Below are 17,910 nucleotides of genomic sequence, written 5' to 3' on the forward strand. Positions count from 1 at the left end.
CGAGTGTCCCTGATCGTTTCCGACCGCTTCCGCATTGTCGTGGGTCTAGGCAAAAGCGGCATGTCCCTGGTTCGCTTCCTGGCGAACCAGGGCGTGTCCTTTGCCGTGGCCGACACGCGGGAGAATCCTCCTGAGCTGGCGACCTTGCGTCGCGACTATCCGCAGGTGGAAGTGCGTTGTGGCGAGCTGGACGTGGATTTCCTCTGCCGTGCCGATGAGCTGTATGTCAGCCCCGGTCTGGCCCTGGCGACCCCGGCCCTGCAGCAGGCTCACGCACGTGGCGTCAAACTGTCGGGCGACATCGAACTGTTCGCGCGTCACGCGAAGGCGCCGGTGATTGCCATTACCGGCTCGAATGCGAAAAGCACCGTGACGACACTGGTCGGCGAAATGGCTGCTGCCGCTGGAAAGCGTGTGGCGGTGGGCGGCAATCTCGGCACTCCGGCGCTGGACCTGCTCAGCGACGACGTCGAGCTGTACGTGATGGAGCTTTCCAGCTTTCAGCTCGAAACCACTGACCAGCTCAATGCCGAAGTGGCGACCGTGCTGAATATCAGTGAAGACCACATGGACCGTTACAGCGGCCTGCCTGCCTACCACCTGGCCAAGCACCGGATTTTCCGTGGCGCGCGGCAGGTGGTGGTCAATCGTCAGGATGCGCTGTCCCGTCCGTTGATTGGCGAAGGCCTGCCGTGCTGGACATTCGGCCTCAACAAGCCCGACTTCCATGGTTTCGGCCTGCGTGAAGAGAACGGCGAAAAGTACCTGGCGTTCCAGTTTGAAAACCTCATGCCGGTACGTGAGCTGAAAGTGCGTGGTGCGCACAATCAGTCCAACGCGCTTGCCGCCCTGGCCCTGGGGCATGCGGTCGGCCTGCCGTTCGACGCCATGCTCGCCAGCCTGCGCGAGTTCACTGGTCTGGAGCATCGCTGCCAGTGGCTGCGCGAGCACGAAGGCGTTCATTACTACAACGACTCCAAAGCCACCAACGTGGGTGCCGCGCTGGCTGCCATCGAAGGTCTGGGCTCGGATATCGACGGCAAGCTGGTGCTGATCGCCGGCGGCGATGGCAAAGGCGCTGATTTCAGCGGTTTGCGCGCGCCAGTCGCCGAGCATTGCCGCGCGGCGGTCTTGCTCGGGCGTGATGCCCAGCTTATTGCCCAGGCATTGGGCGACGCTGTCCCGCTGGTGCATGTCGACACCGTCCAGGCGGCTGTCGAGCACAGCGCAAAACTGGCTCAGCGTGGCGATGCCGTATTGCTTTCTCCTGCATGCGCCAGTCTGGACATGTTCAAGAATTATGAAGAGCGCGGACGTGTGTTCGCGCAGGCAGTGGAGTGCTTGTCATGATCTTCGGTGTGATCAAGCCTTATCCATCGCCACTGATCAGTGGGCGAGGCATCGACCTGGACTTCCCGATGCTGGTCGGCTGCCTGGCGCTGCTCGGCCTTGGCCTGGTGATGATTACCTCGGCCTCGTCGGAAGTTGCCGCCGTACAGTCCGGTAACACGCTGTACATGATGACCCGTCACCTGGTTTATCTGCTGATCGGTCTGGGTGCCTGTGGCGTGACCATGATGATTCCGGTCGCCACCTGGCAACGCCTGGGCTGGATGATGCTGCTTGGCGCGTTCGGCCTGTTGCTGCTGGTACTGGTGCCGGGAATCGGGCGCGAGGTAAACGGTTCGATGCGCTGGATCGGTTTCGGCGCGTTCAACGTGCAGCCGTCGGAAATCGCCAAGGTATTCGTGGTGATCTTCCTTGCCGGCTACCTGATTCGTCAGCAGCAGGAAGTTCGCGAAAGCTGGATGGGCTTTTTCAAGCCGTTCATCGTGCTGCTGCCGATGGCCGGTCTGCTGCTCATGGAACCTGACTTCGGTGCGACCGTGGTAATGATGGGCTCGGCGGCAGCCATGCTGTTTCTCGGCGGTGTCGGCCTGTTCCGCTTCTCGCTGATGGTGGTGCTGGCGGTCGCTTCTGTGGTGGTGCTGGTCCAGGCCCAACCTTACCGGATGGCGCGTCTGACCAACTTTACCGACCCGTGGGCCGACCAGTTCGGTTCCGGCTATCAATTGACCCAGGCACTGATCGCCTTCGGTCGCGGCGAGTGGTTCGGCGTCGGACTGGGCAACAGTGTGCAGAAGCAGTTCTATCTGCCGGAAGCGCACACCGACTTCGTGTTCTCGGTACTTGCAGAAGAGCTGGGCGTGGTGGGTTCGCTGATCACCGTCGCGCTGTTCCTGTTCGTCAGTATTCGCGGCATGTACATCGGCATGTGGGCCGAGCGCGCCAAGCAGTTCTTCGGTGCCTATGTGGCCTACGGCCTTTCGTTCCTGTGGATCGGTCAGTTCCTGATCAACATCGGTGTGAACGTCGGTCTGCTGCCTACCAAGGGGCTGACCCTGCCGTTCCTCAGCTACGGCGGCAGCTCGCTGGTGATCTGCTGCGCGAGCCTCGGGCTGCTGCTGCGCATCGAGTGGGAATCGCGCAACAACATGGGCAGTGAAGAAGCCGAGTTCAAGGAAAGCGACTTCGCCGAGGACACACCGCATGGACGCTAACGTGCTGATCATGGCAGGCGGGACCGGCGGGCATGTATTCCCGGCGCTGGCCTGTGCGCGCGAGTTCCAGGCACGCGGCTACAAGGTCCATTGGCTGGGCACGCCGCGTGGTATCGAAAACGAACTGGTGCCGCAGGCCGGTCTGACGCTGCACCTGATCAACGTTACCGGTCTGCGTGGCAAGGGCCGCTTGTCGCTGCTCAAGGCGCCGTTCATGTTGCTCAAGGCCCTGATGCACGCACGCAAGGTTGTGCGTGAGGTGAAACCGGTCTGCGTGGTCGGCTTCGGTGGCTACGTCACCGGCCCTGGCGGTCTGGCGGCGAAGCTGGCAGGCGTACCGTTGATCATTCACGAGCAGAATGCCGTTGCCGGTACCGCCAACCGCAGTCTGGCCTCGTTCGCCAGCCGGGTGTGCGAAGCGTTCCCGAACACCTTTGCGGATTCATCCAAGCGTCGCACCACCGGCAACCCGGTGCGTGTCGAGCTGTTTCTGGAAACACCGCGTCAGGCTCTGGCCGGACGCAAGGCTCGTCTGCTGGTACTGGGCGGAAGCCTGGGCGCGGAGCCGTTGAACAAACTGCTGCCCGAGGCGCTGTCTCAGCTGCCTCAGGACATCCAGCCCGAAGTGTTTCATCAGTCGGGCAAGAATCATGACGCAGTCACCGCCGAGCGCTATCGCAACGTGGGCGTCGAGGCGCAGGTTGCGCCATTCATACAGAACATGGCCCAAGCCTATGGCTGGGCCGATCTGGTGGTCTGCCGCGCAGGCGCATTGACCATCAGCGAACTGGCCGCCGCCGGCCTGCCGTCGTTGCTGATACCGCTGCCCCACGCGATTGATGACCATCAGTCACGTAACGCTGACTATCTGGCTCGCGAAGGCGCAGCCTTCGTCATGCCGCAAGCGACAACTGGCGCCGCCGAGATGGCAGCACGCCTGAAAGAGGTTTTGATGCAACCCGAACAATTGAACAGCATGGCCCGCACTGCACGCAGCCTGGCCATGCCTGATGCAACCAGCACTGTCGTCAACGTCTGTGTGGAGGTGGCCCATGGTTGAGAATCAACGCGCCATGCCACAACCTGAAATGCGCCGTATCCGTCGTATCCACTTCGTCGGTATCGGCGGTGTCGGCATGTGCGGGATCGCCGAGGTGTTGTTGAACCTGGGTTACGAAGTCTCGGGCTCCGACCTGAAGGGCTCGGCCGTGACCGAGCGCCTGGAATCGTTCGGCGCACAGATTTTTATCGGCCATCGTGCCGAGAACACCATCGGTGCCGACGTGCTGGTAGTGTCCAGTGCCGTCAACACCTCCAACCCGGAAGTGGCCACCGCGCTGGAGCGCCGCATTCCGGTCGTACCGCGTGCCGAGATGCTCGCCGAGCTGATGCGTTATCGCCACGGCATCGCTGTTGCCGGTACGCACGGCAAGACCACCACCACCAGCCTGATCGCTTCGGTATTCGCTGCCGGCGGCCTGGACCCGACCTTCGTGATTGGCGGCCGTCTCAACGCGGCGGGCACCAATGCGCAGCTGGGCACCAGCCGCTACCTGATCGCCGAAGCCGATGAGAGCGACGCCAGCTTCCTGCACCTGCAGCCTCTGGTCGCTGTGGTCACCAATATCGACGCCGATCACATGGCGACCTACGAAGGCGACTTCAACAAACTGAAGAAGACCTTTGTCGAGTTCCTGCACAACCTGCCGTTCTATGGGCTGGCGGTGATGTGCATCGACGATCCGGTGGTGCGTGAAATTCTGCCGTTGGTCAAGCGTCCGACGCTGACCTATGGCTTCAGCGAGTCTGCCGATATACGTGCAATCAATGTGCGTCAGGACGGCATGCTGACATTCTTCACCGTACTGCGCCGCGACCGCGAGCCGCTGGATGTGTCGGTGAACATGCCCGGCAATCACAACGTACTCAACTCGCTGGCGACCATCGCCATCGCCACCGACGAGGGCGTCAGCGACGAGGCCATCGTTCAGGGCCTTTCCGGGTTCCAGGGCGTCGGTCGGCGCTTCCAGGTCTACGGCGAGCTGCCGGTTGACGGCGGCAACGTGATGCTGGTCGATGACTACGGTCACCATCCGCGCGAAGTCGCTGCCGTTATCAACGCTGTGCGTGGCGGCTGGCCTGACCGTCGTCTGGTGATGGTCTACCAGCCACACCGTTTCAGCCGCACCCGTGACCTGTACGACGATTTCGTCCAGGTGCTGGCAGACGCCAATGTGCTGCTGCTGATGGAAGTCTACCCGGCCGGTGAAGAACCGATTCCTGGTGCGGACAGCCGCAACCTGTGCCACAGCATTCGTCAGCGTGGCCAGCTGGACCCGATCTACATCGAGCGTGGTGTCGAGCTGGCGCCGCTGGTCAAGCCGCTGTTGCGTGCCGGCGACATCCTGTTGTGTCAGGGCGCTGGCGACATCGGTGGTCTTGCGCCACAGCTGCTGAAAAGCCCACTGTTCGCCGGTGCCAAAGTGGCCCCCACCGAAGGGAAGCTGAAATGACAGCCGTCGCCCAGTCGTCCCTGCGCTCGACACTTGAGCCGAAAAGCTTCGGCCGTGTCGCCGTGCTCTTCGGTGGCAAGAGTGCCGAGCGGGCGGTCTCGCTGAACTCGGGTAATGCCGTGCTCGGCGCGTTGCTCGAGGCTGGCGTGGATGCGTTCGGCATCGATGTGGGCGATGACTTTCTGCAGCGACTGGTCAGCGAGAAAATCGACCGTGCCTTTATCGTTCTGCACGGACGTGGCGGTGAAGACGGCACCATGCAAGGCCTGCTGGAATGCCTGGAAATCCCTTATACCGGCAGTGGCGTACTGGCTTCTGCCCTGGCGATGGACAAGTTGCGCACCAAGCAGGTCTGGCAGAGTCTCGGCCTCGCCACACCGCTGCATGCCGTTCTTGAAAACGAGAGTGATTGTATTTGCGCCGTGACGGAACTGGGCCTGCCTTTGATCGTCAAACCGGCCCATGAAGGTTCAAGTATCGGTATGGCAAAGGTGAACAGCGTCGATGAATTGATCGCCGCCTGGAAAGCCGCCAGTACCTACGATTCGCAAGTATTAGTCGAACAGTGGATTCAGGGACCTGAGTTCACTGTGGCGTCTCTGCGTGGCCAGGTGTTGCCTCCCATCGGCCTGGGCACTCCTCATAGTTTTTATGATTACGATGCCAAGTACCTGGCGTCCGATACTCAGTATCGGATTCCGTGCGGACTTGGCGATGCGCAGGAACAGGAACTCAAACAACTTGCAGCACGTGCTTGCGATGCCATCGGCATTGCAGGCTGGGCGCGCACGGATGTCATGCAGGACGCACAAGGCAAGTTCTGGTTACTGGAAGTCAATACTGTACCCGGCATGACCGATCACAGTCTGGTGCCTATGGCGGCCCGTGCGGCAGGTCTGGATTTTCAACAACTGGTGTTGGCGATTCTGGCCGACAGCGTTCAGGCGAGAGGTTAAGGCATGTACGGCGCGTCGACACGTCCTCAGCCACCTGCTCCCGGCCGCAACAAGCCGGTGCCGCGCGGCGCCAGCCGTATGGTGGCCAAGGAGCCCTTGTCGGCGCGCCTGCCCAAGGCCAACTTCAGTTTTCTGAAGCGTTTGCTCTGGCCTGTGCTGTTGGTGGTTCTGGGCTTCGGTACTTATGAGGCAGCACAGCGTCTGCTGCCGTACGCCGACCGCCCGATCACCCGCATCAACGTGCAGGGCGATTTGAGTTACATCAGCCAGCAGGCTGTGCAGCAGCGGATTGCGCCTTATGTGGCGTCGAGCTTTTTCAAGATCGATCTGGCTGCCATGCGCACCGAGCTTGAGCAGATGCCCTGGATCGCGCACGCCGAGGTCCGTCGTGTATGGCCGGATCAGGTCGTGATTCGTCTTGAAGAGCAGTTGCCGGTTGCCCGTTGGGGCGATGAAGCGCTGTTGAATAACCAGGGGCAGGCTTTCACACCGCGTGAACTGTCCAATTACGAACATCTTCCCCAGTTGTTCGGCCCGCAGCGGGCCCAGCAGCAGGTGATGCAGCAGTATCAGGTGTTGAGTCAGATGTTGCGCCCGCTGGGCTTCTCCATCGTGCGCCTGGAGCTGCGCGAGCGTGGCAGCTGGTTCCTGACGACAGGTGCCGGTAGTGCTGGCCCGGGTATCGAGTTGTTGCTTGGACGCGACCACCTTGTCGAAAAAATGCGCCGCTTCATCGCGATTTACGACAAAACGCTGAAAGACCAAATAACGAATATCGCGCGCGTCGACTTGCGTTACTCCAACGGCCTTGCGGTCGGTTGGCGCGAACAGGCAGCGCCGGCGACGGAAAAACCCGCCGTCGCGAAGAATTGATAAGAGGCAGGACCATGGCAAATGTGCAAAGCGGCAAAATGATCGTCGGGCTGGATATCGGTACCTCCAAGGTGGTGGCACTGGTAGGCGAAGTCGCGGCCGATGGCTCGCTGGAAATCGTGGGTATCGGTACCCATCCCTCCCGCGGCCTGAAGAAGGGCGTGGTGGTGAATATCGAATCGACCGTGCAGTCGATCCAGCGCGCAATCGAAGAAGCGCAGCTGATGGCCGGCTGCCGTATCCACTCGGCATTTGTTGGTGTGGCAGGCAGCCACATTCGCAGCCTGAACTCACACGGCATCGTGGCGATTCGTGATCGCGAAGTCAGCTCTGCGGATCTGGAGCGTGTGCTCGATGCTGCTCAGGCGGTGGCCATTCCTGCCGACCAGCGCGTGCTGCACACCTTGCCTCAGGATTACGTGATCGATAATCAGGAAGGCGTGCGTGAGCCCCTGGGCATGTCCGGCGTACGTCTGGAAGCCAAGGTTCACGTGGTGACCTGTGCGGTGAACGCGGCGCAGAACATCGAGAAGTGCGTACGTCGCTGCGGGCTGGAAGTCGACGACATCATTCTCGAACAGTTGGCCTCGGCGTATTCCGTGCTGACCGATGACGAGAAAGAACTGGGTGTCTGCCTGGTGGACATCGGAGGCGGCACTACCGACATCGCGATCTTCACCGAAGGCGCCATTCGCCACACAGCGGTCATCCCGATTGCGGGTGATCAGGTGACCAACGACATCGCCATGGCGTTGCGCACTCCGACCCAGTACGCCGAAGAAATCAAGATTCGTTATGCCTGTGCGCTGGCCAAGCTGGCCGGTGCAGGCGAAACCATCAAAGTGCCGAGCGTGGGAGACCGCCCACCTCGCGAGCTGTCGCGTCAGGCCCTGGCCGAAGTGGTCGAGCCTCGTTACGACGAGTTGTTCACCCTGATCCAGGCCGAACTGCGCCGCAGCGGCTACGAAGACCTGATCCCGGCCGGCATCGTGCTGACCGGGGGCACAGCGAAAATGGAAGGTGCGGTCGAACTGGCCGAGGAAATCTTCCACATGCCGGTGCGCCTGGGCGTACCGCACAGCGTCAAAGGGCTCGCTGATGTCGTCCGCAACCCGATTTACTCAACCGGCGTAGGCCTGTTGATGTACGGGCTGCAAAAACAATCGGATGGCATTTCGCTGTCCGGGATTGTCGGCAACAGCAGCTACAGCGACGAAACCAAGGCACCGGTGCTTGAGCGTATCAAGCGTTGGGTGCAGGGCAATTTCTAAGTTTCAACGTTTAACGGTTTCACAGCTTCAGATTCAGGGCTTCACCAGCAGTATCGGCAGGCAGTAGGCAAAACTAACTAGAAAGCGGAAGGAGAGAGAAAATGTTCGAACTCGTAGACAACGTCCCGCAAAGCCCGGTTATCAAGGTTATCGGCGTAGGCGGTGGTGGCGGCAACGCTGTCAATCACATGGTCAAGAGCAACATCGAAGGCGTGGAATTCATCTGCGCCAACACCGATGCTCAGGCGCTGAAAAACATCGGCGCGCGGACCATTCTGCAGCTGGGCACCGGCGTGACCAAGGGCCTTGGCGCTGGCGCCAACCCTGAAGTCGGTCGTCAGGCCGCACTGGAAGATCGTGAGCGCATTGCAGAAGTTCTGCAGGGCACCAACATGGTTTTCATCACCACTGGCATGGGCGGCGGTACCGGTACCGGTGCAGCACCGATCATTGCTGAAGTGGCCAAGGAAATGGGCATTCTGACGGTCGCAGTCGTGACCCGTCCGTTCCCGTTCGAAGGTCGCAAGCGTATGCAGATCGCCGATGAAGGCATCCGCATGCTGTCCGAAAGCGTCGACTCGTTGATCACCATTCCCAACGAGAAGCTGCTGACCATCCTCGGTAAAGACGCCAGCCTGCTGTCGGCTTTCGCCAAGGCTGACGATGTACTGGCCGGTGCCGTTCGCGGTATCTCCGACATCATCAAGCGTCCGGGCATGATCAACGTCGACTTCGCCGACGTGCGTACCGTGATGAGCGAAATGGGCATGGCGATGATGGGCACTGGCTGCGCCAGCGGTCCTAACCGTGCACGTGAAGCGACCGAAGCAGCGATCCGCAACCCGTTGCTCGAAGACGTCAACCTTCAGGGCGCTCGCGGCATCCTGGTCAACATCACTGCCGGTCCTGACCTGTCTCTGGGTGAGTACTCGGACGTGGGTAGCATCATCGAAGCGTTCGCTTCCGAGCACGCGATGGTCAAGGTCGGTACCGTTATCGATCCGGACATGCGTGACGAGTTGCACGTGACCGTGGTTGCCACCGGCCTGGGCGCGAAAATCGAGAAACCTGTCAAGGTCATCGACAACACGCTGCAGACCACCCAGCAGGCTCCTGCGCAGCAGGCGTCCCGTCAGGAAGCACCATCGGTCAACTACCGTGACCTGGATCGTCCTACCGTGATGCGCAATCAGGCACACGCAGGCGCTACAGCAGCGGCGAAGATGAATCCAAACGATGATCTCGATTACCTGGACATCCCGGCTTTCCTGCGTCGTCAGGCCGATTGATGAAATGTATCAGGGGTATTAGGGTGATTGGTGTTCAGCAAAGGCATGGTCTGCTATCATCGCCAGCCTTTGTTGATACCAGTTCGCAACTTGCGCTGAAGCGGCCCATGCCATGATAAAACAACGCACCCTGAAAAATATTATCCGTGCCACAGGTGTAGGCCTGCACTCCGGGGAGAAGGTTTACCTGACCCTCAAGCCCGCACCTGTGAATACCGGCATTGTGTTTTGCCGAGCTGACCTTGACCCCGTCGTGCAGATCCCTGCGCGTGCGGAAAACGTCGGTGACACCACTCTGTCGACCACTCTGGTCAATGGTGATGTCAAAGTCGACACGGTAGAACACTTGCTCTCGGCCATGGCTGGCCTTGGCATCGATAACGCCTACGTCGAGCTCTCTGCCTCCGAAGTTCCTATCATGGACGGCAGCGCAGGCCCTTTCGTATTCCTGATTCAATCGGCAGGCCTGGAAGAACAGGACGAGCCGAAGAAATTCATCCGTATCCTGCGTGAAGTCACAGTCGAGGAGGGCGGTAAACGCGCTACTTTTGTGCCTTTCGAAGGGTTCAAGGTCAGTTTCGAGATCGATTTCGATCACCCCGTCTTCCGTGACCGCACCCAGAGTGCAAGCGTGGACTTTTCCAGTACTTCCTTCGTGAAGGAAGTCAGCCGTGCCCGGACCTTCGGGTTCATGAGTGATATCGAGTACCTGCGCAAGCACAACCTCGCACTCGGCGGCAGCGTGGAAAACGCCATCGTGGTCGACAAGGACGGTGTACTGAACGAAGACGGCCTGCGTTACGAGGACGAATTCGTCAAACACAAAATCCTCGACGCCATCGGTGACCTCTACCTGCTGGGCAACAGCCTGATTGGTGAGTTCCGGGGTTTCAAATCGGGGCATGCACTGAACAACCGTCTGCTGCGTACGTTGATCGAGCAGAAAGACGCTTGGGAAGTGGTGACTTTCGAGGATGCCAGTACGGCACCTATTTCTTACATGCGTCCTGTCGCGGCCGTGTAAGCAAGCTTTACTCTCTTTCCTTTTGTTCTTTAAAGGCTGCCCTCGGGTGGCCTTTTTTTATGGGTTTTTCAGGGGAGGTCAGTGCTGGCGGCGATCAGGCAGGGTTACTTCCTGTCCTTTGCATGGCTGGCCAGTCTTTCCAGTGCGGCACGCAAGCGCGGATCGGTGATGCCTTCAGCGGTGGCCTGAATGTTTTCGGCAGCCACTGCCGACAGGTCGATGGTATGCGTGGCAGCTCCGCGTGGCGCTTCAGGCGGCTGCACCTTGAACACAATGCGGGTCAGGTTGATGAATTCGTCGAAGGCCATCATTTGCCGGTGCAGGCGTTTCTGCTGGTAGCGCAGGCGCGTGGCCCAGTGACCGTCCGTCACGATCAGCAACAAGGTACCTTCGCGCCACGAAGCCACGCGACAATGCTCCCGGGCCGCTGGTTGCAGCTGGCTTTCGAGCAGGCGCTGCAAGTGGCTGAGCCGCTCGGCGTGACGAAATATAGCCTTCAGGGGCTTGGCTTCACGCAGCAAAACCGCGGGCGGGCGGGCGTTCAGAGGACGAAAGGCCATGGTGGGATGCCTGGGTAACAAGATGAACATCTTAACAGAAAGCGTTCTGACGGCTGCTTTTCAGGGCATTTCCGTGCTTTCATATGCAAATCAATGAGTAACTTCCCCGGATAACGGGTTGAAGTGCTTGAAAATGGCCCCATTGTAAACCTGCCCCGTCACAGCGCTGTGCCAGCATCGTGGAATAACGCCACTTTCCTCACCATCGTTTCCGGGTAGAATGCTCGTTCGCATGCGGCCATCTGGGCTGCACGGGCGACTCACGGGGCCGCCCTCCATTCCTATGTGTGGAAGATCCTGTCGATATGTTTGCGCCTTTGTTGAAAAAACTTTTTGGAAGCAAGAACGAGCGTGAAGTAAAACGCATGCTCAAGACGGTACAGATCGTCAATGCCTTCGAAGAGCAAATGGTGGCCCTTTCGGACGAGCAACTGCGCGCCAAGACCGAAGAGTTCAAGGCCCGCATAGCCAAAGGCGAGACCCTCGATCAATTGCTCCCTGAAGCCTTTGCTGTCGCTCGTGAAGCGGGTAAGCGTGTCATGGGCATGCGCCACTTCGACGTACAGTTGATCGGCGGCATGACCCTGCACGAAGGTCAGATCGCGGAAATGCGTACCGGTGAAGGTAAAACCCTGGTCGGTACGCTGGCTGTCTACCTCAACGCATTGTCCGGCAAGGGCGTTCACGTGGTTACCGTGAACGACTACCTCGCTCGCCGCGATGCCAACTGGATGCGTCCGCTGTACGAATTCCTCGGCCTGACCGTAGGCATCGTCACGCCATTCCAGCCGCCGGAAGAGAAGCGCGCCGCCTACGCTGCCGATATCACTTACGGCACCAACAACGAGTACGGTTTCGATTACCTGCGCGACAACATGGCGTTCAGCATGGACGACAAGTTCCAGCGCGAACTCAATTTCGCCGTGATCGACGAAGTCGACTCGATTCTGATCGACGAAGCGCGTACGCCGCTGATCATCTCCGGTCAGGCTGAAGACAGCTCCAAGCTGTACACCGAAATCAACCGCCTGATCCCCAAGCTCGAGCAGCATATCGAGGAAGTGGAAGGCGAAGTCACCAAGCCGGGTCATTTCACCGTTGACGAGAAAACCCGTCAGGTCGAGCTGAACGAAGCCGGTCACCAGTTCATCGAGGAAATGCTCACCGAAGTCGGCCTGCTGGCTGAAGGCGAGAGCCTCTATTCGGCGCATAACCTGGGCCTGCTGACTCACGTCTATGCCGGTCTGCGGGCGCATAAGCTGTTCAATCGCAACGTCGAATACATCGTTTCCGACGGTCAGGTGCTGCTGGTTGACGAGCACACCGGTCGTACCATGCCGGGTCGTCGCCTCTCCGAGGGCCTGCATCAGGCTATCGAAGCCAAGGAAAACCTGAACATTCAGGCCGAAAGCCAGACCCTGGCATCGACCACGTTCCAGAACTACTTCCGTCTGTACAACAAGCTGTCCGGCATGACCGGTACGGCCGACACCGAAGCGTTCGAATTCCACCAGATCTACAACCTGGCCGTGATGGTCATCCCGCCTAACAAGCCTTTGGCGCGCAAGGACTTCAACGACCTCGTCTACCTGACGGCGGAAGAGAAGTACGCCGCCATCGTCACCGACATCAAGGCCTGCCTTGCAGAAAACCGTCCGGTGCTGGTGGGTACAGCGACCATCGAAACTTCCGAGCACATGTCCAGCCTGCTCAACAAGGAAGGCATCGAGCACAAGGTTCTGAACGCCAAGTTCCACGAGAAAGAAGCGGAAATCATTGCGCAGGCCGGTCGTCCGGGTGCATTGACCATCGCCACCAACATGGCCGGTCGTGGTACTGACATCCTGCTGGGAGGCAACTGGGAAGTCGAGGTCGCCAATCTGGAAGACCCGACTCCGGAGCAGATCGCGCAGATCAAGGCTGACTGGCAGAAACGCCATCAGCAGGTGATCGAAGCGGGCGGCCTGCACGTCATCGCCTCCGAGCGCCACGAATCGCGCCGTATCGACAACCAGCTGCGCGGTCGTGCCGGCCGTCAGGGCGACACCGGCTCCAGCCGTTTCTACCTGTCGCTCGAAGACAGCCTGATGCGCATCTTTGCCTCTGACCGGGTGAAGAACTTCATGAAGGCGCTGGGCATGCAGTCCGGTGAGGCCATCGAGCATCGCATGGTGACCAACGCCATCGAAAAAGCGCAGCGCAAGGTGGAAGGTCGCAACTTCGACATCCGCAAGCAATTGCTGGAGTTCGATGACGTTGCCAACGAACAGCGTAAAGTGATTTATCACATGCGTAACACGTTGCTGGCCGCCGAGAACATTGGCGAGACCATTGCCGACTTCCGTGAAGAAGTGCTCAACAACCTGATCAGCCAGCATATTCCGCCACAATCCCTGCCGGAGCAGTGGAATGTTGCCGGTCTGGAATCGGCGCTCAACACCGACTTCGCGGTTCAACTGCCGATCCAGCAGTGGCTCGACGAAGACGACAACCTGCACGAAGACAGCCTGCGCGAAAAAATCATGGCGCAGCTGCTGCTGGCTTACAACGAGAAGGAAGACCAGGCCAGCGCCGAAGCCCTGCGTTCCTTCGAGAAGCAGATCCTCCTGCGCGTGCTGGACGACCTGTGGAAAGATCACCTGTCGACCATGGACCACCTGCGTCACGGTATCCACCTGCGCGGTTACGCTCAGAAGAACCCTAAGCAGGAATACAAGCGCGAGTCCTTCACGCTGTTCCAGGAACTGCTCGATTCGATCAAGCGCGATACTATCCGTGTGCTTTCGCATGTTCAGGTTCGCCGCGAAGATCCAGAGGAAGAAGAAGCACGCCTGCGTCAGGAAGCCGAAGAGCTGGCCAGTCGCATGCAGTTCGAACACGCGCCTGCACCGGGTATCGAGCAGCCGCTGCTCGACGAAGAGGGTGGCGAAGCGCCTGTTGCCGTTGCATCCGAGCCGGTTCGCAACGACCAGAAACTGGGCCGCAACGAGCTGTGCTGGTGTGGTTCGGGCAAAAAATTCAAACACTGTCACGGCCAGATCAACTAAGCCTTTGACTGTGTAATACCTGCGCCGCGACCGGCTTGCCCGTCGCGGCGTTTTTTCATTGATCGGCGTACCGATGCGGACGGCGCCACACTCCATGAGGAGCACCCCGATGGCTGTTGGTCTTGGTCCTTTGCCTGCGTTGCACCCGGTTCCCGGTTTTGAACTTGGCATTTCTTCTGCCGGCATCAAACGCCCGGGGCGCAAGGATGTCGTGGTCATGCGCTGTGCCGAAGGCTCCAGCGTTGCCGGCGTATTCACCTTGAATGCGTTCTGCGCAGCGCCGGTCATTCTGGCCAAACAGCGTGTTCAGGGCACCGTGCGTTATTTGCTGACCAACACCGGTAATGCCAATGCGGGCACAGGCGAACCAGGTCTTGTGGCGGCGCGGCGTACCTGCGAGAAGCTGGCGCAACTGACTGGCGTCGATGCTTCGGCGGTGCTGCCCTACTCGACGGGCGTGATCGGCGAGCCGTTGCCTGTGGAAAAGATCGAAGGCGCCCTGCAAGCCGCGCTGGATGATCTGTCTGTGGATAACTGGGCCGCTGCGGCGACCGGCATCATGACCACCGACACCCTGCCCAAGGGCGCCAGCCGTCAGTTCAGCCATGACGGCGTGACCGTCACTGTGACCGGCATCAGCAAGGGTGCAGGCATGATTCGCCCGAACATGGCGACCATGCTCGGTTACATCGCCACCGACGCCAAAGTGGCGCAGAGCGTGCTTCAGGACCTGATTCGTGACGGCGCCAACAAGTCGTTCAACCGCATCACCATCGATGGCGACACCTCGACCAACGATTGCTGCATGCTGATCGCCACCGGTCAGGCTGACCTGCCGGAAATCACCGAGGCCAGAGGCCCGCTATTCGAAGCGTTGAAGAAAGCCGTGTTCGATGTGTGCATGGAAGTCGCTCAGGCCATCGTGCGTGACGGTGAAGGTGCGACCAAGTTCGTGACCGTTGAAGTCAATGGTGGCGGCAATCATCAGGAATGCCTGGACGTCGGTTATGCCGTGGCCCACTCGCCACTGATCAAGACCGCGCTGTTCGCCTCCGACCCGAACTGGGGACGTATTCTGGCGGCTGTCGGCCGTGCCGGTGTGCCGGATCTGGACGTGAGCAAGATCGACGTATTCCTGAGTGGCGTGTGCATCGCCAGCCAGGGCTGCCGCGCCACGACCTACACCGAAGAGCAGGGCTCGGCGGTGATGGCCGAAGAAGAAATCACCATCCGTATCGAGCTGGGCCGCGGCAATTGCAGCGAAACGATCTGGACCACCGATCTTTCTCACGAGTACGTGAAGATCAACGCGGAATATCGCACCTGATTCAATGCCCGGCGCGCCGGCATACTGTCTTCGCGCCGGGCTCAATGGAGCTGAACCATGAGCCTGCACCTGATTATCGGCGACAAACGCTACTCCTCCTGGTCGCTGCGTCCCTGGCTGGTGCTGGAAATGACCGGTGCTTCGTTCACCGATCAGGTCATCCGCCTGAACCAGCCTGACACCCGTGCGAACATTCTCAAGTATTCACCCACCGGCAAGGTCCCTGCGTTGCAGTGCGAGCACGGCACGATCATCGATTCGCTGGCCATTTGCGAATACCTGGTCGAACGTTTTCCGGACGCTGGCCTGTGGCCGAGTGACATCGCTGCGCGTGCCCAGGCACGTTCTGCCTGCGCGCAGATGCACAGCGGCTTTGTCAGTCTGCGTTCGAACATGCCGATGGACCTGCGCCAGGATCAGGCACTGGAAGTAATCCCGGTCGATACCCAGAACGACATCGACCGTATCGTCGAACTGTGGGCCGAATGCCGCACTGCGTCGGCCGAAAGTGGTCCGTTTCTGTTCGGCAAGCCAAGCATTGCCGACGCGTTCTTTGCCCCGGTAGCCATTCGCCTGCGCAGCTACCGTGTCGAGTTGCCTGAAGAAGCGCTGAAGTACATCGAAACCATTTACCAGTGGCCTGCTTTCAAACGCTGGCAGCAGGCCGGTCTGGAGGAGTCCTGATCGTGAAGCGAGTTCATGTGGCCGCCGCCGTCATTCGTGGCGCTGACGGCAGCGTATTGATTGCCCGACGTGCCGACACTCAGCATCAAGGCGGCCTCTGGGAGTTTCCTGGCGGCAAGGTCGAGGAGGGCGAGACCGTCCAGGCCGCGCTCGCACGTGAACTGCAGGAAGAGCTGGGCATCCTGGTGACGGCGGCACGTCCGCTGATCAAGGTTTGTCACGACTATCCGGACAAGCAGGTGCTGCTGGACGTCTGGGAAGTCTCGGCGTTCACTGGCCTGGCGCATGGTGCAGAAGGGCAGCCGCTGGTCTGGGCCAGCCCGCGTGAGCTGGCCAATTATGACTTTCCGGCCGCCAATCAGCCTATCGTCGCGGCGGCACGTTTGCCCGGCGAGTACCTGATCACCCCTGAGGGGCTGGACAATATCGAGCTGTTGCGCGGTATGCAGAAAGCCATCGCAGGCGGCATCAAACTGGTCCAGTTGCGTGCGCCGGGTGGTTACGACCCGAAGTACCGTGACCTGGCCGTGGATGCGGCGGGCCTGTGTGCCGGCAAGGCGCAGCTCATGCTCAAAGGGCCTCTGGAGTGGCTGGGCGACTTTCCGTCCGCCGGTTGGCACCTGACGGCGGAGCAACTGCGCAAGTACGCCAGTCGCGGGCGTCCGTTCCCTGAGAACCGTTGGCTGGCTGCGTCATGCCATAGCGCCGAAGAGCTGGCTTTGGCAGAGCAGATGGGTGTGGATTTCGTCACCCTGTCGCCTGTTCAGCCAACCCTGACCCACCCCGATGCGCAACCGCTGGGCTGGCGGCAGGCAACGCAACTGATTGCAGGCTTCAACAAGCCGGTCTTTCTGTTGGGTGGCGTAGGCCCTGCCGAGCGTCAACAGGCCTGGGAAAGCGGCGCACAGGGCGTGGCCGGGATTCGCGCGTTCTGGCCTGACGAGATCGTCTGACGGTCAGCAGAGGACGCAGAGCTCCCAGAACGGCATGCCTACGCAGAGTACCTGACGTTATACACAAGTCTGCTCTTGATTCTGGCCGCAGGCCGTGGGAGTGAGCTTGCTCGCGAAGAGGCCAGTAAAACCCCTGAAAATGGGGCGTCTGGACCAACATCTTTGTGAGCAATGCGGATCGCCGCCCCGCTCAATCCCACAAGGCCTATACCTAACGCCAGGCCGCTGGCGTGAGGGTGTCTTCTGTGCTGCTCCGTGTAATGGATATGCCCGTCAAACCGGCTTGGGCGCGGGCTGCCAAAGGATCTCGGCAATGCCCTGTCTTCTGGCGATCAATCGAGCAGCGACGAACAGCAGGTCCGACAGCCTGTTGATATACGCCAGCCCTGCGCCTTCCAGCGGCTCGACAGCATTCAGATGCTGACAGCGACGTTCTGCACTGCGCGCCAGGCTACGGCAGATGTGCGCTTGGGCGATCAGCGATGAACCGCCTGGCAAAATGAAATTCTCCAGTGGCCCCAGTTCGTCATTCCAGACATCGATGGCGGCCTCCAGTCGCTCGACCTCGGCTTCGTTCAGCGCCTTGTAGGTCGGCATGGCCAGTTCGCCGCCCAGATCGAACAGACGGTGCTGACACGGTGCAAGTACTTCGATCACTTCCTTGAGGGCCGGGACGCGCTGAGCTTCATCGATCAACCCTGCCAGCAATAGCCCCAGCTGGCTGTTGAGCGTATCGACCTCACCGATGGCCTCGACGCGCGGATGATCCTTGGAGACCCGACGGCCATCGCCCAGACCGGTTTCACCGGCATCGCCAGTGCGCGTGTAAATCTTCGACAAACGAAAGCCCAT

At 60.1% G+C, this 17,910-nt stretch carries 15 protein-coding genes; 13 read left to right on the forward strand and 2 right to left on the reverse strand.

The annotated features are described in order from the left end of the window. Nucleotides 1-3 precede the first annotated feature (3 nt). From murD to lpxC, 9 genes are all read left to right on the forward strand, one after another. Nucleotides 4-1,350 (forward strand): UDP-N-acetylmuramoyl-L-alanine--D-glutamate ligase, encoded by a 1,347-nt coding sequence (gene murD, locus LCH65_RS02410; RefSeq protein WP_044308992.1) that lies wholly within the window; start codon nucleotides 4-6, stop codon nucleotides 1,348-1,350. Further along, complete coding sequence (gene ftsW / locus LCH65_RS02415) at nucleotides 1,350-2,561, forward strand: putative lipid II flippase FtsW (RefSeq protein WP_162885659.1); 1,212 nt, start codon at nucleotides 1,350-1,352, stop codon at nucleotides 2,559-2,561. The genes murD and ftsW overlap by 1 nt, the downstream gene beginning before the upstream one ends. Further along, nucleotides 2,551-3,621 (forward strand): undecaprenyldiphospho-muramoylpentapeptide beta-N-acetylglucosaminyltransferase, encoded by a 1,071-nt coding sequence (gene murG / locus LCH65_RS02420; protein ID WP_074805047.1) that lies wholly within the window; start codon nucleotides 2,551-2,553, stop codon nucleotides 3,619-3,621. The genes ftsW and murG overlap by 11 nt, the downstream gene beginning before the upstream one ends. Continuing rightward, nucleotides 3,614-5,074 carry a UDP-N-acetylmuramate--L-alanine ligase gene (gene murC / locus LCH65_RS02425; protein ID WP_003431458.1) on the forward strand — a complete coding sequence of 487 codons (1,461 nt, stop codon included), beginning with the start codon at nucleotides 3,614-3,616 and terminating at the stop codon, nucleotides 5,072-5,074. The genes murG and murC overlap by 8 nt, the downstream gene beginning before the upstream one ends. After that, nucleotides 5,071-6,030, forward strand: coding sequence for a D-alanine--D-alanine ligase (locus LCH65_RS02430; protein ID WP_044308994.1), 960 nt, complete (start codon nucleotides 5,071-5,073; stop codon nucleotides 6,028-6,030). Before murC ends, LCH65_RS02430 begins: the two co-directional genes overlap by 4 nt. A gap of 3 nt (nucleotides 6,031-6,033) precedes the next feature. Further along, on the forward strand, nucleotides 6,034-6,903 hold the full coding sequence (locus tag LCH65_RS02435; RefSeq protein ID WP_003364019.1) for a cell division protein FtsQ/DivIB: 870 nt from the start codon (nucleotides 6,034-6,036) through the stop codon (nucleotides 6,901-6,903). 14 nt (nucleotides 6,904-6,917) lie between these two features. Continuing rightward, complete coding sequence (gene ftsA / locus LCH65_RS02440) at nucleotides 6,918-8,174, forward strand: cell division protein FtsA (RefSeq protein ID WP_003364017.1); 1,257 nt, start codon at nucleotides 6,918-6,920, stop codon at nucleotides 8,172-8,174. Nucleotides 8,175-8,275: 101 nt separating this feature from the next. Further along, nucleotides 8,276-9,463 (forward strand): cell division protein FtsZ, encoded by a 1,188-nt coding sequence (ftsZ, locus tag LCH65_RS02445; RefSeq protein ID WP_002555041.1) that lies wholly within the window; start codon nucleotides 8,276-8,278, stop codon nucleotides 9,461-9,463. 112 nt (nucleotides 9,464-9,575) lie between these two features. After that, the gene (gene lpxC / locus LCH65_RS02450; RefSeq protein WP_003364012.1) at nucleotides 9,576-10,487 is read left to right on the forward strand and encodes a UDP-3-O-acyl-N-acetylglucosamine deacetylase; all 912 of its coding nucleotides are present in this window, start codon (nucleotides 9,576-9,578) and stop codon (nucleotides 10,485-10,487) included. 104 nt (nucleotides 10,488-10,591) lie between these two features. Here lpxC and LCH65_RS02455 read toward each other — a convergent pair whose 3' ends face one another. Beyond that, nucleotides 10,592-11,047, reverse strand: a complete 456-nt coding sequence (locus tag LCH65_RS02455; RefSeq protein ID WP_003313540.1) for a DciA family protein — start codon at nucleotides 11,045-11,047, stop codon at nucleotides 10,592-10,594. Nucleotides 11,048-11,352: 305 nt separating this feature from the next. Here LCH65_RS02455 and secA point away from each other — a divergent pair, with 305 nt between their 5' ends. The 4 genes from secA to LCH65_RS02475 all read left to right on the forward strand — a co-directional run bounded on the left by secA (nucleotide 11,353) and on the right by LCH65_RS02475 (nucleotide 17,058). Continuing rightward, complete coding sequence (secA, locus tag LCH65_RS02460; protein WP_054082050.1) at nucleotides 11,353-14,094, forward strand: preprotein translocase subunit SecA; 2,742 nt, start codon at nucleotides 11,353-11,355, stop codon at nucleotides 14,092-14,094. Nucleotides 14,095-14,203: 109 nt separating this feature from the next. Beyond that, nucleotides 14,204-15,421: a bifunctional glutamate N-acetyltransferase/amino-acid acetyltransferase ArgJ gene (gene argJ, locus LCH65_RS02465; protein ID WP_226439106.1), complete on the forward strand. Its 1,218-nt coding sequence runs from the start codon at nucleotides 14,204-14,206 to the stop codon at nucleotides 15,419-15,421. 57 nt (nucleotides 15,422-15,478) lie between these two features. Continuing rightward, nucleotides 15,479-16,105, forward strand: coding sequence for a glutathione S-transferase family protein (locus LCH65_RS02470; protein WP_044308998.1), 627 nt, complete (start codon nucleotides 15,479-15,481; stop codon nucleotides 16,103-16,105). Nucleotides 16,106-16,107: 2 nt separating this feature from the next. Then, nucleotides 16,108-17,058 carry a Nudix family hydrolase gene (locus tag LCH65_RS02475; protein WP_096106792.1) on the forward strand — a complete coding sequence of 317 codons (951 nt, stop codon included), beginning with the start codon at nucleotides 16,108-16,110 and terminating at the stop codon, nucleotides 17,056-17,058. A 273-nt stretch (nucleotides 17,059-17,331) separates the two neighbouring features. Here LCH65_RS02475 and LCH65_RS02480 read toward each other — a convergent pair whose 3' ends face one another. Then, a complete protein-coding gene (locus LCH65_RS02480) occupies nucleotides 17,332-17,910 on the reverse strand; it encodes a cob(I)yrinic acid a,c-diamide adenosyltransferase (RefSeq protein ID WP_003363999.1) in 579 nt (192 codons plus the stop codon).

Source organism: Pseudomonas sp. MWU16-30316, from assembly GCF_020515645.1.
GTDB classification, from domain to species: Bacteria; Pseudomonadota; Gammaproteobacteria; order Pseudomonadales; family Pseudomonadaceae; genus Aquipseudomonas; species Aquipseudomonas cerasi.